Raw genomic sequence first — 14,730 nt, 5'->3', positions numbered from 1 at the left:
CGCCAAATGACTATTTCTTAGCCTTTGACTAAGAAAACGAAATTTGACACGGGGCCTATTTAGCGCAATGCAGGTTTTTTCATTTCCGGCAAAGCCAATTGCCCCGCAAACAAGGATCACAGACCGATGCTCAAATCCGCTTCCAAGGTTGACCCGGACGGCCTCGTCGAGTTTTCAGTGGTTTTCACAGACCGTTCCCTCAATCATATGAGCCAGCGGTTTCAAAATGTGATGCGGGACATCTCATCCAACCTGAAATCCGTCTACAGCGCGGACCACCTGGCGCTGGTGCCCGGCGGCGGTACATTCGCCATGGAGTCGGTCGCCAGGCAGTTTGCCCAGGACGCCGATGTCGTCACCATCCGCAACGGCTGGTTTTCCTTCCGCTGGACGCAGATTCTGGACGCCGGGAAGTTCAATCGCAGCCACACGGTTTTGAAGGCCCGTCAGACCGCACAGGAACCAAAGGCGCCGTTCCGGCCGGTTCCGGTCGAAGAATCGGTTGAAACTATCCGGACGCAAAAACCCGGCATCGTCTTTGTTCCCCATGTTGAAACGTCCTCCGGGATACTGATGCCGGACGACTACATCAAAGAGATTTCGGCCGCCGCGCATTCCGTGGGAGCACTGCTGGTTCTCGACTGCATCGCCTCGGGCTGCATCTGGGTCGATATGAAGGCACTGGGCGTCGACGTCCTGATCTCAGCACCGCAAAAGGGCTGGTCATCATCGCCCTGCGCCGGGATTGTGATGATGAACCAGGACGCATTCGCGCGTCTCGAAACCACCGAATCGGACAGTTTCGCCGCAAACCTCAAAACCTGGTCGAATATTATGACGGCCTATGAAAACGGCGGGCATGCCTACCACGCAACAATGCCGACCGACGCGCTGGCCGCGTTCCGCGACGTCATCCTGGAATGCAGCGAAGTCGGCTTTGAAAAGCTGAAAGGCGCGCAATTCGAGCTTGGAAAGCGGGTTCGCGACATGCTCAAGCAGCGTGGCCTGGTATCGGTTGCCGCCGACGGTTACGAAGCTCCGGGGGTCGTTGTTTGCTACGCCGACGACGCCTCCGTGCAAAATGGAAGCGCCTTTGTGCAAAACGGTGTTCAGATCGCCGCCGGCGTGCCTTTGCGCTGCGACGAACCCGAGGGTTTCTCAACCTTCCGGCTTGGCCTTTTCGGCCTCGACAAGCTTGGTGACATCGAGGGTACGGTTGCAACCCTTTCCACCGCGCTTGATCGCGTGGGGCTGAGATAACCGGTAAACCTGACAATTCGGCCTGCGGACGGCGATCATGGAACAAAACGCGGATAGCGTCGAAAAACCAAAGCGTTACATCTTTTTGTTGTTGACGGATTTTTCGATCCTGTCGCTCTCCACTGCCCTCGAGACATTGCGGATATCCAACCGCATCGCAGGCAGGAAACTGTTCGAGTGGGTTCTTTGCTCGGAGGACGGACAGCCGGCGCGTTCGTCCCTCGGCACGGACTTCGAGGTGCATACAGGGCTCGAGGTCCTGTCCAGGGACGACACGATCCTGATCTGCGGCGGTGCGCATATCGACGAGGCGACGACCCAGACCGTTGTTCACTGGCTGCGCCGCGAAGCCCGCAAGGGTCTTTCCGTTGGCGGACTTTGCACCGGCGCCTACACGATGGCCAAGGCTGGTCTCCTCGACGGCAGAAGGGCAACAATCCACTGGGAGAACCAGGACAGCTTCCGGGAGGCGTTCCCGCAGGTCGATCTGACAACCTGGACCTATACGGGCGACGAGAACCGGTATTCGACGGCCGGCGGCACTTCGGGCATAGACCTGATGCTGCACCTGGTTTCCGAACTCGAAGGAGAAGAGCTTGCCGATGCGGTGGCCCAGCAGCTTAATTATTCAAGCATCCGGGTGATCCAGCATGATGCCCGCGTTTCGGTTCCGGACCGGATCAATCTGCGCCATACGAAACTGTCGCATGTGATCCACGAGATGGAGCAGAATATCGAAGACGGCCTGAGCTCGTCTGAATTGGCCAAGCGGGTCAACATCTCAACCCGGCAATTGGAGCGGCTGTTTCAGCGCTATCTCGGACAAACGCCAAAGCGCTATTTTACCGAACTTCGCCTGCAGCGTGCCCGCAATCTGCTGGAGCAAACAGACATGAAAATCATCGATATCGCGGTTGCCTGCGGATTTTCCTCTCCGGCTCACTTTTCCAAGCTTTTCCGGCGGCGCTTTGACAATTCCCCGCACGGGCTGCGCAAGGAAAAGCTGTTTGGAAGACGGCGACAGGGGTTTGCCCAATGAAACACACGCCTCACCTTTCCTATGTCCGCTCTTTCGAGGCCGCCGCACGCCATCTCAGTTTCACCGCGGCGGCGGAGGAACTGAACTACACGCAATCCGCCATCAGCAACCATGTGCGGTCGCTGGAAGACTTCATCGGGCGTCCGCTTTTCATTCGCTATTCGCGAAGCCTTGCGTTGACGGAGCTTGGGGTTGCCTATCTTGCAAGCGTCAGGCAGGCGCTCAAGCAGATCGACGCGGCAACGGAAGCGATCATATCTGGCACCCACAAGAAGAGCGTTGTCGTTTCCTGTCCCATCAGCCTGTCGGAAAACTGGCTTCCGGGCCGCATTCGGGAGTTCCAGGCACTTCATCCGGATATCGAAATTACTGTCCATGGAACCATCTGGACCGATGTGGAACCGGAGGTCGCCGACATTCGACTGACCATCAATCATCAGGATGACGCACCGGCAGGCGTGGTGCCGCTTTGGGCCGAAAAGCTCGCCGTCGTTTGCGCACCCGACTATAAAGTTGCCGGCAAGCGCCTGGCGGAACCCCGCCAACTACAGGAAGCCGATCTTATCCATGTGCTTGGCCGCCCGGTTCACTGGCAAAGTATCGCGGCGGAATTCAATCTCAAGTCGATCAACTCCGACGGCGGCATCAAGACCAACTCAACAGCCATTGCCCTTGAACTGGCTTCACAGGGCCTTGGCTGCGCAGCAGTCCCGAACTCACTGGTCGGCATTTACCTCGCACGCAATCTGCTGGTGGTGCCGTTTGAACTGAATATCGAAAGCCCGTGGCTCTATTATCTGTCGGACGAAACGCCGTCCATGAGCCAGCCCGCCAAGACGTTTCGAAACTGGCTTCAAAAGAACATCACGACCTGACGGATTACCTCGCCGACCGCATTAATCGCCCACCCGGCTTGAGATTTATGCGCGAAGCCGTCCACCTGCCGGATCGAAGGGCGGCTCGGCAAGCAAAGTCGCCTTGTGCGCCTTGCCGAGAATGAAGATTTCCACCGTATCTCCCGGATTTGCAGTACCTTCCTTTGCGTAGCCAAGGGCCAGCGACTTGCCGACGGAATAGCCGTAGGCCCCGGAGGTTACGCGTCCGACCGGCGTGCCATCGGCGAGGAATATCGGCTCACCGCCCGACGCGTCGGCATCGTTGTCGGCCTTGACCTCGAAAACCGACAGGCGCTCGCGCGGGGCCTTGTCCTTGACGGCAAGAAAGGCCTCCTTGTTGAGGAAATCCTTGTCGAGCTTGACCAGTTTCTCCAGGCCGACTTCGTGGGGCCAGTATTCGGGGCTGTATTCCCTGCCCCAGCTTCCATAGCCCTTTTCGATGCGCAGACTTCCAAGCGCACGCGAACCCACCGGACCGCCGCCGACATCCTTTGCAGCGTCCAGCAACGATGCACACAGCTGCATGTGATCTTTCTCGGCGCAATGGAGTTCCCACCCGAGATCGCCTGTGAAACTCACACGGATGGCGATGCACTTGACGCCGGCAACATCAATGCGCCTGGAACTCATGAAGGGAAATTCCGGCGTTGAAAGATCGGCATTGGTCAGGCGCTGCAGGAGCTCGCGCGATTTGGGTCCGGCAACATTGAAGCCGCAGATATCGTCGGTCTTGGCTTCGAAGGTCGTTCCCTCGGGCAATTCGACCATATCGAAGAAGCGCTTATGGTAGCGCTCGGCCATGCCCGAGCCCACCATCATGAATTCATCCTCGGCAAGCTTGGTGACGGTGAAATCGCCGGCAACGCCGCCACGCACGCCGATCAGCGGGCTGAGGCAAGAGCGCCCGATCTTTGTCGGCACCTTGTTGGCCAAAAGCGCATTCAGCCAATCGGCAGCACCCGGCCCCTTGATCATGTAATTGGCGAAGTTGGAGATATCGATGACGCCCGCACTCTCGCGCAGCATGTTGACCTCGCGGCCGACCGGCTCAAACCAGTTCTGGCGGGTAAATCCGTTGGTTTCCTCAACGCCGGCCTTGTCGGCAAACCACAGGGGATGTTCCCACCCGCAGTTGAGACCGAAGACCGCGCCGATCTCCTTTTGCATCTCGTAGGCAGGGCGTACTCGCGCCGGACGGCCCGCACTTCGTTCCTCATTGGGAAAGTGAATACTGAAGCGGTGAGTGTACTGGTCTTCGACACGGGCCCTGGTGAATTTTCTGTCGGCCCATTCGCCGAACCGCGCCAGGTCCCAGGCGAACATGTCGAGCGTCGGCTCGCCCTCGACGATCCATTCGGCGGTCATGAGACCGAGGCCGCCCGATTGCGAGAATCCGGGAATGATGCCGTTGCAGCAGAAATAGTTCTTCAGTTCGGGCACCTGGCCGAACAGCGCGCTGGAATCGGGCGACCAGATCATCGGACCGTTGATCACCCGTTTAACGCCTGCGCTTGCAGCGGCCGGAACACGGTCCATCGCCCGCATGACATTGTCCATGATCCGGTCGAGATCGTCGGCAAAGAGCTCGTGGCCGAAATCCAGCGGCGTGCCGTCCTCGGCCCAAAATCGCATGTCCTTTTCATAGGCGCCGATCAGCAGGCCCTTTCCCTCCTGGCGCAGATAGTATTCGCCATCGCGGTCGGCGATCGACGGCAGACGCCGGTCCATCGCGTCGATTTCCGGCAAGGTCTCGGTGACAAAATACTGATGTTCGGTGGGCACCAGCGGCAATTCAAGGCCGGCCATGGCCGCAACCTCACGTCCCCACAGGCCCGCTGCGTTGACGATCCACTGTGTGTGGATGTTGCCCTTCGTCGTCTCAACGATCCAGCTTCCGTCGGGCTGCGGGACGGTTGCCGTGACTGGTGTAAAACGCTCGATTTCAGCGCCCATCTGCCGCGCACCGGCGGCATAGGCCATGGTGACACCGGACGGGTCGACATTGCCGCCGTCCGGTTCAAACATGATGCAGCGAATTCCATCGAAATTGGCCAGCGGATGCAGCTTTTCGGCTTCTTCACGGCTGATTTCGTGAAAGTTCATGCCGTAATATCTTGCCTTCGCCGCCTGAAGGCGAAGCTGGTGTTCGCGCTCTTCGGTTTGGGCAAGGTAGAGGGAACCCGGCTGAAAGACACCGCAGCCCTGCCCGGTTTCCTTTTCCAGATCCTTGTAGAGGTTCATCGTGTAGTGCTGAATGCGGCTGATATTGGTGCTGTCGTGCAAACCGTGAATATTTGCTGCGGCATGCCAGGTGGAACCGCTGGTCAATTCGTCCCGTTCAAGCAGCACGCAATCCGTCCAGCCGAGTTTGGCCAGATGATAGAGGATGGAGCAGCCGACCAGGCCGCCGCCGATGACCACAACTTGCGCATGGGTCCTCATTTTCAAAAATTCCTTCGTTCGAGGCCCGGCTGCGCGCCGCCTCTGGTGTAACAAGCACGTATTGTGAAAGTGTTAGTGCCGCCTACACCGATTTGCACACGAATAAATCCTGCTCTTTGACCCCGATTTCCTTGGTCAAGCAATGTCAGTTGCCAGCATTAGGAGTGATGCCGCTCAATCGCGCGGGATAACAGCTGTCGCCTCGATCTCGACCTTGGCGCGGTCCTCGATGAGGGCCGTCACCTGGACGACGGCCATGGCCGGAAAATGCCGCCCGAACACGCGGCGGTAGGCTTCACCCAGCTCTTTGGGACGGGCGAGATATTCGGCCTTGTCGGTGACATACCAGGTCAGGCGCACAATGTGCTCAGGACCGGCGCCCGCCTCATTGATAACCGCGACGATATTGGCAAAGGTCTGCTCGCACTGTTCGACGAAATCGTCCGTTTCCCAGACCTGGTCCTTGCTCCAGCCGACCAGACCGCCGGTCACGACAATGTCGCCGCTTGCCTGAATGCCGTTCGCATAGCCTTTTGCGGGCTTCCAGCCCGCCGGTTCCAGGAACTTCATGACGCCGCCTTTTTCTTTGATTTTTTCACAAGGAAACCGGCGGTGCCGGCATAGCCTTTGACGATCGCCTCACGCTTGTCGTGGCTCAACACATCGTCGACATTGTCAAACAAGTAGGGATTGATCTTCTCAACTTCGTCAATGACCCGTTCCGGCCCGCCTCCCCGGTTCAGCCGCACCACCTCCGCCGTTTTAGGCAGGCGGTCCTTTTCGTAGACATAAAGCGCTTCGCGGGGATGTTCTGACGCTTCCAGAGCGTCTGCAAGGCAGCGTGCATCGAGTATCGCCTGCGAGGCACCGTTCGATCCGACCGGATACATGGGATGCGCCGCATCGCCGAGCAGCGTCACCCGGCCGTGGGTCCAGCGCGGCAGGGGATCGCGGTCGGCCATCGGGTATTCGTAGATAGCAGGGGTTGCCCGCACCAGCGCCTCGATATCCATGCCCGGAATGGAAAACCGCTTTGCATGCGGCAGAACTTCGGAAAGATGCGCAACCTTCGACCAGCTCTTTTCAGGCGGCGGTGACGTGGCGCCGTCAGCGACGCGGACACCCACAACCCAGTTCATCAGCTGTTTGCCGCCTTTCTTGGGCGCAATCGGATAGAGCACGAACTTGCCGCCCATGCCGCCGCCGATGGCCATGGTTTCCCCGTCCTCCCAGACCGGCCATTCGGTCGCACCGCGCCACATGACGACACCGTTCCAACTCGGCGGGCCTTCGTCGGGGTAGAAGGTGCGTCGTCCTACACTGTGTATGCCGTCCGCACAGATGAGGATCTCCCCGCGTTCGGTGCGGCTGTTTCCGCCATCGATGCTGTCTGTGAAATTGGCTGTCACACCGCCCTCATCCTGGATGAAGCCCGAAAGCTGTGCGCCGGTCTGCACCGTATCGGCTCCAAGCCGTTCGATGACGGCGTCGTATAAAACCTTCTGCAGCCTGCCGCGATGAATGGAGAATTGCGGCATCTCGTGACCGGCGTAGGTCCCGCGCAGTTCGCGCCAGACTTCCTGACCGTGCTTGGTGAGGTAACGCAGTTCGCGCGTCCTGAGCGCAACCGCATCGAGCCTCTCCAGAAGGCCAAGGCCGGCCAGTTCCTCGATGGCATGGGGAAGCGTGTTGATCCCGACGCCCACTTCGCGCACCTGCGCCGCCCGCTCGAAAATGCGCGACCGGATACCGCGCTGGTGCAGCATGAGGGCTGTCGTCAGGCCACCTATGCCGGCGCCGGCTATCAGCACTTCCATCGTAGCCTCCTATTCTTCTTCCGGCGGCAGAAAATCAATTTCATGCTCGGCGGATATGGCAACGAGCTTTGCCGGATCCGGTTCCGGACCCATATTGTGGATCGCCCAGAACAGATCATAGAGCCGCTGCGAGGGCGAAACCCAGAACAGCGTCTTTATGGTTGAATCGCCCTTGTTGAATATGCCGTGCGGAATGCCCCTCGGCATATGAACCAGATCGCCGGGTTCGGCATAATCTTCCTTTCCGTCGAGCAGGAAATCGAAACGGCCTTCGAGTATGTAGAGGAACTCGTCCTGCGTTGGATGGATATGCGGCGGCACGAACGTGCCCGGCGGCAGCGTCGCATGCCAAGAAAACGACGATTCACTCAGCTGTTTGGGCACATAGGTCTGACCCAGGATGTTCCAGCTGATGCCTTCCATTCCCTCGCGGGCGCGGGTTATTCCAAGTGGCATCTCATTCATCGTTCATCCCTTTCTTGCTGTGCGGATCACAAATGCAGATAGCTTTCAACGACATCGGCTTCGGCGCTCAGAACGGCATTGGTGCCGCTCCAGACCACCTCTCCCTTGTTCAGAACGGTGTGCCGGTCGGCGAATTTCGAGAGCGCATCGATGTCCTTGTCGATCACCAAAATGGCCTGCCCTTCCGATTTGAGCGCGGCGAGCTTTGCCCAGATTTCCTCGCGGATGAGCGGCGCCAGGCCCTCTGTCGCCTCGTCGAGGATCAGCAGCGACGGATTGGTCATCAGCGCCCGACCGATCGCCAGCATCTGCTGTTCGCCTCCCGAGAGCTGCGAGCCGAGGTTTTTCTTTCGTTCCTCGAGCCGCGGGAAAAACGCATACACTTTCGCAAGGCTCCAGTCGCCGCGGGGGCGAGCAAATGCCCGCAAATTCTCTTCGACCGACAGGGTCGGAAATATCTGCCGTCCTTCCGGCACAAGTCCGATCCCTGCCTGCCCCACCCGGAATGGCGCAGCGGCGGTGATTTCCCTGCCTTTGAACAGGATACTGCCAGCCGACGGTTTCAAGAGCCCCATGATCGAACGCACGGTGGTGGTCTTGCCCATGCCGTTGCGCCCGAGCAGCGTCGCGGCCTCGCCGTGGTCGATCTTCAGTTCGACGCCGAAAAGCACCTGGGAAAGACCGTAACCCGATTGCAGGCCGCTGACTTCAAGCAGGGTCATGGCGTATCGCTCCCGAGATAGGCGGCGCGGGCCTGCTCGTCGGCACGCACCTCATCCGGGGTTCCGGTGGCAACGACCCGCCCATAGGCCAGCACCGAAATCCGGTCAGCCAGCTTGAAGACGGCTTCCATGTCGTGTTCCACAAGCAGCATGGGCATGGTCTTTTTCAAAGTCAGCAGCGTGTCGGTCAGCGTCTCGCTTTCGCCCTTGCCCATGCCGGCCATGGGCTCGTCGAGGAGCAAGGCCTTCGGCTCGCCAACGATGGCCATCGCCAGCTCGAGGAGCCTGTGCTCGCCATGGGAAAGATCGGCGCTGCGCACATCCTGCCGGTCGGCAAGACCGAGCATAGTAAGTGCGCTGCGCGCCTTTTCATTCAACTCCTGTTCCTCGGCAGCCCGGCCGAAGAAATGCAGGCTTGAGCCCGCCTTCGCTTGAGCCGCCAGCGCGACATTTTCAAGCACGGAAAAACTCGGGATGATTGAAGTGATCTGAAATGTCCGGCCGAGGCCTGCGTGGGCGCGTTGCGGCATCGAATAATGCGAAATATCCGCGCCATCGAGCACCACCTTGCCGCTCTCCACACCCAGATTTCCCGAAACCAGGTTGATCAGGGTCGATTTACCCGCGCCGTTGGGTCCGATGAGCGCGTGGCACTCGTCGCGCCGCAACTCCAGGGAAACATCGTCGGTCACGCGCAGCGATCCGAAATTCTTGACCAGCCCTTCAAGCGCCAGGATGGTGCTCATGCGCGGCCTCCAGGACGGGTAATCAGGCTGACAAGACCACCTTTAGCGAACAGCACTATAAAGACCAGTAGCGGGCCGAAAATCAGCTTCCACTCATGGGTGATCAGCGACAGGCTTTCCTCGATCAGCACAACGAATATGGCGCCAAGCAGCGCACCGTTGCGGGTGCCCATGCCGCCAAGGACAACCATGATGATGAGATTGCCGGAATTCTGCCACGCGGCGGTGGACGGGCTAATAAACTCGGCATGACAGGCAGTGAGGAATCCGGCGACGCCGGCGAGTAATCCGGCGATCACATAGGCAATCAGCCGATAATGGAAGATATCGAAGCCCATCGTGCCGACACGCACCGGATTTTCCTTGCCGGCGCGCAGCACACGGCCGAAGCGCGACACGGAGAGACGGCCGACGAAGAACCAGGTCAGCGCCAGGATGATCAGGGTCGAATAGAACAGCCCAGAACCTGCAAGAAACACATTCTGGCCGAAGAGGACGGGACTGTCCCATAAGGTCAGTCCGTCGTCGCCGCCATAGGAAGACAGAGACGAGAGCGAAAAGAACAGCATCTGGCCAAAGGCCAGCGTGATCATGATGAAATAGACGCCTGATGTGCGCAGCGAGATCGCGCCGGTGATGAGCGCGAAGAGCCCGCATATCAGCAAGACCAGTCCCAGGACCGGCAGCGCGTTGGTGATGCCCTCTGTCAGGGCAATGCCGGTGACGTAGGAGCCGAGCCCGAGAAACGCGGCATGGCCGAAGCTGACAAGACCGCCATGGCCGATCAGCAGATCGAGAGAGACAGCGGCGATCGCCAGGATCATGGCCTTCAAAACAAGGTTCAGGACATAGTTGCCGCCGGCAATTTCAGTCACGAACGGGGTCAGCGCCAACACGGCCAGAATGCAAATGCCGATCAGCAGCGACCGGTCGATACGCTGCTTGCCGGATAGGGTTTCGGCGCCGGCCACGGAGAGTTCTCTCATACCGCACCTCTTGCCGGGAAAAGCCCCTGCGGCCGGAAGAACAGAACGGCCGCCATGAAGATGTAGATCAGCATGGAGGCGAGCGACGGGCCGATCTGATTGGCGGCCGAAGCGTCGAAGATGAGGTTCATGGCATCAGTCGCAAGTGTCCGGCCCAAAGTGTCTATCAGGCCGACGAGCAGCGCGGCGATGAAGGCTCCGCGGATCGATCCGATGCCGCCGATGATGATGACGACAAAGGCCACGATGAGCAGATCGTCGCCCATGCCGGGCTCGATGGTGAATACAGGTGCGGCAAGAGCACCGGCGAAGCCGGCCAGCATGGCGCCGAAGCCGAAGACGATTGTAAACAGGCGGCGGATATTGACGCCGAGCGCGCTCACCATATCGGCATTGGTGGCGCCTGCCCGGATCAGCATGCCGACGCGCGTTTTGGTGACGATCAGGTAAAGACCCGCCGCAACGATTATGCCGACGACGATGAGACTTAGCCGGTAAACCGGATAAAGCAGATTATCGGTGAGTTGAAGCGAGGCGGAGAGAATTTCCGGGGTCGGAATCGTCAGTGTTCCCGGCCCCCAGATCACTTTCACGGCCTCGTTGACGAACAGGATTATACCGAAGGTGGCAAGAACCTGATCGAGATGATCCCGGTCGTATAGATGGCGGAAAATGAGGACTTCCAGCGCAAGACCAAGGACAAGCGCCGTTATCAGCCCGAGCAGGAGCGCCACAAAGAAATTGCCGGTGATGCTCAGGAACATGAAGGTGAGATAGGCGCCGATCATATACTGCACGCCGTGGGCAAGATTGATGAAGCCCATGACGCCGAAGACCAGCGTCAGCCCGGCGGCGATCAGAAACAGCAGCACACCGTACTGCGCTCCATTGAGGATCTGGATGAGTAGAAGCGTGAATGTCATCTGATCGCGCCCCGGGAGAGCTGTTCAAGTTTCAGCTACATCTTGCATTCGGATGCGAAGCTGTCCGTATAGTCCTCGAACACCTTCGTATCGATTTCCGTCCAGTATTTACCGTCATCGCGCTGGGCGACACGCAGCAGGTAAAAATCCTGAACCGGGAAATGGTTGTTGTTAAAACTGAACTTGCCGCGCAGCGACTGGAAGTCGGCTGCTTCAAGCGCCTTTCGCAGGGCGTCCTTATCCGAGAGATCCCCACCGACGGCGCGAACGGCGCTGTCGATCAGCAGAGCCGCGTCGTAGGCCTGCATGGCGAAACCGCCCGGAATGTAGCCGTATTTTCCCTCAAAGGCGGCAACAAATGCCTCGCTCTGCGGCAAATCCAGATTGGGCGCCCAGGTGGTGGCGCCGAAGAAACCGAGAGCAGCGTCTTTCTGTGCCGGCAGGGTTGCCTCATCCACGGTGAAGGCGGAAAGGAACTTCATCTTGTCGGCGAGCCCGGCATCGCGGAACTGCTTGACGAAGCGCACGCCCATGCCGCCCGGCATGAATGTGAACAGAGCTTCTGCGTCGGATGTCGACATCTGCGCGATTTCAGCCGAAAAGTCCTTGTGGCCAAGCGGCGTAAAGACCTCGTTGGTGATTTCACCCTTGTAGTATTTCTTGAAGCCGTTCATCGCGTCGCGCCCGGCCTGATAGTTGGGCGCCATCATGAAGACGCTCTTGATACCCTGTTCCTGGGCATGCTGGCCGAGCACCTCGAAGTTCTGGTTGTTCTGATAGGATGTCGAAAAGAAATACGGGCTGCAGTTCTTGCCCGCGAGCGTCGACGGCCCCGCATTCGGGCTGATCAGGAATGTCTCAGACCGGGTGACCGGTTTGAAGATGGCGCCCAGCACGTTGGAGAACACGGTGCCGACAACAAAATCGACTTCGTCCCTTTCAAGCAGACCCTTGACCCTGGTGAGCGCGACGTCGGGTTTCAATTCGGAATCGACCACGAACAGCTCCGTATCGAGGCCACCGACTTTTCCACCCATATCGTCAACAGCCAGTTTGAAGGCGTCTTCGATCTGCTTGCCCAGAACCGCCGGGGGTCCGGAAAGCGTGACCACCAGACCGATCTTCAGGTCTTCCGCCCTCGCCGTTGTTGCCAGCAGTAAAGTGCCCAGAGCACAAATGAGCTTTTTCATTTTCTTCCTCCCTATGATTTTCATTCCGGCCGTTGTCCGGCCCTGTTGCGAGTATCCCTGGCCCCGGTTAGCCCGTTTGTTGCAGTTCGCTTTTTCCGGTCCACTCCATGCGCTGCAGGGCTGCATCGAGGGGTGTATCAATCAGGTGGTTCGAATAGTTGGAGAGCGTCTTCATGGAGACGCACAAAACCACTTCCATAACGTTCTTGCGGTCAAATCCGGCGGCAATGAAGGCTTCCATTTCGCCCTTGGCATGGCCGCGTGTGATAACCAGTGCTTCGGTGAATTTGCGCAGTGCTTCAAGCCGCTCGTCCGCAATCGGGTTTCCGGTACGCACCGCTTCGATGACGTCCTTGTCGAGCTTTGCCATACGCGCACCGGACGAGTGTGCGGCCACGCAGTAATTGCACTCGTTTTCGACGCTTGCCGCTAAAAGAATGAGCTGCTGTTCGGCCGGCGAGAAGCTGGTTTTCGACACCAGGGACGATAGCGAGAAATAGGCTTCGAGCGCGGTGTCGGATTCGGCGAGCTTGGCGTAGAGATTGGGCAGAAATCCCATCTTCTTGAGCGCCCCGTCGAGCAGTTCGCCGGATTTGCCGGGCGCGTTTTCGGGGGTGTAGAGCGTAAATTCCGTCATGTTCTTTCCTCGGATCATTCGGGGTTTTGTGTCAGGCAAGCAATTGTTTGAGCTTGCCGCGCATGATTTTCCGGGTCGGCGTCAACGGCATGGCCTCAACGAATTCGAGCCGTTCGGGCCATTTGTATTTGGCAATGCCCTGTTCTTCGAGCAGAGCAGTGACGTCTTCCAGCGTCAGTTCATTGCCTTCGCAAATCTGCACGCAAAGACAGGCTCTTTCACCAAGATCGGGGTCGGGATAGGGAACGATGGCGCAGGCTTCGATGGCTTCATGCCCCATAAGCAGCGCCTCGATGTCTATAGGGTTGTATTTGACACCGCCGCGGTTGATCACTTCCTTGACACGTCCGGTCAGGGTCAAGAAGCCATTGGCGTCGAGCACCGCCAGATCGCCGGTTCTGAACCAGCCGCCATCGGTGAATGCGGCGTCTGTTTCGGCCTGGTTATTGAGGTATCCGGCAAAAACCGACGCCCCCCTGACCTGCAACTCACCCTCTTCGCCGGCGTCGAGAACCTGGCCCTCCGTGTCGACCGTCCGTAGTTCGGTTGCCTCAGAGGCACGCCCGGCGGAGGTCAGGCGCGTCTGTTTCGGATCGTCAGGACGGCCGAACGCGCCGGCCTGCAATTCGCTCATGCCCCAGAGCTGGATGACGCTGCCCTGCTCCATAAGATCGTCGACCTGCTCGGCGAGCGCCGGCGGTACGGTGGAGCCGGAAAGACAGGTAAAACGCGTATGGGCGAGGTGTTCGGCCTTTAGCAGGCCGGCTGCACAGAAGGGCGCGAAATGTGCGGGCGCGGCAAATATCCCGCCCGGTTTCACTTCCGCCAGGGTGGGCAGGAAGCTTTTCGGATCAAAAACCGGCAACAGAGCCTGCGCAGCGCCGGTGGCGAGGCACATATGCATGACGAACAAACCGTAAAGATGCGTATAGGGCGCTACCGACAGCATCTTTTCATCGGCGGTAATGCCAAGCTGCTCGGCCGAACGCGCCGCATTGCCGAGAAATCCGCGATAGGAGTGCGGCACGCCCTTGGGGCTTGCCGTCGTTCCGGATGTATAGAGCAGCAGGAATGGATCGTCCGGCGAGAGCTCCGGCAAAGTGCCATTGGCATCGCCCGACATCAGGTCCGCGAATGCGTGTGTGCCTTCCACAGGTTCGCCGACGGCGATCACCTGCCGCAGAGCCGGCAACTCGGCGCTCATGGCGTGCATCTCGGCGGCGGGAGACATATCCTTGAAGACGGACAGCCCGATTGCCATGCGCGCGCCGCTGTGTTCAAGGAGGTGCCGCAGTTCCGCCTGTCTGTAGGGCATGTGCAATGTCTGCACGATGCCACCGCAAGCGGTTATGGCAAGAAACGCCACGACATAGGCTTCGATATTGGGAATCTGGACGGCTACCACATCGCCCTTTTTCAGCCCCAAGGCCTGCAAACCGCCCGCAACGGACCGGACCTTGTTCGCCAGTTCGCCGTAGCCCGTCGAACCGCCCGGGCCGATGATGGCCGGCGTGTCCGGTGACGTTTGCGCATGGAGCTCGAGCCAGCTCCACAGAGTGTCCTTTTTGCGTTCCATATCCCTCACCTTGTCGCCGCATATCGCGGCG

Annotated in this window: 14 protein-coding genes; 3 read left to right on the top strand and 11 right to left on the bottom strand. The window is 59.1% G+C overall.

From position 1 onward, the window contains the following. The first annotated feature begins 126 nt into the window (after positions 1-126). The 3 genes from ABVT35_RS05110 to ABVT35_RS05100 are packed head-to-tail and all read left to right on the top strand — an operon-like array spanning position 127 to position 3,174. Positions 127-1,260, top strand: a complete 1,134-nt coding sequence (locus tag ABVT35_RS05110) for an aminotransferase class V-fold PLP-dependent enzyme (RefSeq protein WP_368465201.1) — start codon at positions 127-129, stop codon at positions 1,258-1,260. A gap of 37 nt (positions 1,261-1,297) precedes the next feature. Further along, positions 1,298-2,299, top strand: a complete 1,002-nt coding sequence (locus tag ABVT35_RS05105; protein ID WP_368465200.1) for a GlxA family transcriptional regulator — start codon at positions 1,298-1,300, stop codon at positions 2,297-2,299. Next, a complete protein-coding gene (locus ABVT35_RS05100; protein WP_368465199.1) occupies positions 2,296-3,174 on the top strand; it encodes a LysR substrate-binding domain-containing protein in 879 nt (292 codons plus the stop codon). Before ABVT35_RS05105 ends, ABVT35_RS05100 begins: the two co-directional genes overlap by 4 nt. Positions 3,175-3,219: 45 nt before the next feature. Here ABVT35_RS05100 and ABVT35_RS05095 read toward each other — a convergent pair whose 3' ends face one another. The 11 genes from ABVT35_RS05095 to ABVT35_RS05045 form a co-directional block, all read right to left on the bottom strand. Further along, complete coding sequence (locus tag ABVT35_RS05095) at positions 3,220-5,637, bottom strand: FAD-dependent oxidoreductase (protein WP_368465198.1); 2,418 nt, start codon at positions 5,635-5,637, stop codon at positions 3,220-3,222. A gap of 174 nt (positions 5,638-5,811) precedes the next feature. After that, positions 5,812-6,207, bottom strand: coding sequence for a RidA family protein (locus ABVT35_RS05090; RefSeq protein ID WP_368465197.1), 396 nt, complete (start codon positions 6,205-6,207; stop codon positions 5,812-5,814). Next, on the bottom strand, positions 6,204-7,454 hold the full coding sequence (locus tag ABVT35_RS05085) for a flavin-dependent oxidoreductase (RefSeq protein WP_368465196.1): 1,251 nt from the start codon (positions 7,452-7,454) through the stop codon (positions 6,204-6,206). The genes ABVT35_RS05090 and ABVT35_RS05085 overlap by 4 nt, the downstream gene beginning before the upstream one ends. 9 nt (positions 7,455-7,463) lie before the next feature. Then, entirely contained in the window at positions 7,464-7,919 is a 456-nt protein-coding gene (locus tag ABVT35_RS05080; protein WP_368465195.1) for a cupin domain-containing protein, read from the bottom strand. Positions 7,920-7,945: 26 nt separating this feature from the next. Then, positions 7,946-8,641, bottom strand: a complete 696-nt coding sequence (locus ABVT35_RS05075; protein ID WP_368465194.1) for an ABC transporter ATP-binding protein — start codon at positions 8,639-8,641, stop codon at positions 7,946-7,948. Beyond that, positions 8,638-9,387 (bottom strand): ABC transporter ATP-binding protein, encoded by a 750-nt coding sequence (locus ABVT35_RS05070; RefSeq protein ID WP_368465193.1) that lies wholly within the window; start codon positions 9,385-9,387, stop codon positions 8,638-8,640. Before ABVT35_RS05070 ends, ABVT35_RS05075 begins: the two co-directional genes overlap by 4 nt. After that, positions 9,384-10,373 carry a branched-chain amino acid ABC transporter permease gene (locus tag ABVT35_RS05065; RefSeq protein WP_368465192.1) on the bottom strand — a complete coding sequence of 330 codons (990 nt, stop codon included), beginning with the start codon at positions 10,371-10,373 and terminating at the stop codon, positions 9,384-9,386. The genes ABVT35_RS05070 and ABVT35_RS05065 overlap by 4 nt, the downstream gene beginning before the upstream one ends. Continuing rightward, entirely contained in the window at positions 10,370-11,296 is a 927-nt protein-coding gene (locus ABVT35_RS05060) for a branched-chain amino acid ABC transporter permease (protein ID WP_368465191.1), read from the bottom strand. Before ABVT35_RS05060 ends, ABVT35_RS05065 begins: the two co-directional genes overlap by 4 nt. A gap of 35 nt (positions 11,297-11,331) precedes the next feature. Beyond that, positions 11,332-12,486: an ABC transporter substrate-binding protein gene (locus ABVT35_RS05055; protein ID WP_368465190.1), complete on the bottom strand. Its 1,155-nt coding sequence runs from the start codon at positions 12,484-12,486 to the stop codon at positions 11,332-11,334. A 67-nt stretch (positions 12,487-12,553) separates the two neighbouring features. After that, complete coding sequence (locus ABVT35_RS05050; RefSeq protein ID WP_368465189.1) at positions 12,554-13,123, bottom strand: carboxymuconolactone decarboxylase family protein; 570 nt, start codon at positions 13,121-13,123, stop codon at positions 12,554-12,556. Positions 13,124-13,154: 31 nt separating this feature from the next. After that, positions 13,155-14,699 carry a class I adenylate-forming enzyme family protein gene (locus ABVT35_RS05045; RefSeq protein ID WP_368465188.1) on the bottom strand — a complete coding sequence of 515 codons (1,545 nt, stop codon included), beginning with the start codon at positions 14,697-14,699 and terminating at the stop codon, positions 13,155-13,157. Positions 14,700-14,730 lie beyond the last annotated feature (31 nt).

The sequence above is a fragment of the Hoeflea sp. TYP-13 genome (assembly GCF_040932035.1).
In the GTDB taxonomy this organism is placed as follows: domain Bacteria; phylum Pseudomonadota; class Alphaproteobacteria; order Rhizobiales; family Rhizobiaceae; genus Hoeflea_A.
This window is presented reverse-complemented; position numbering and strand designations above follow the sequence as displayed.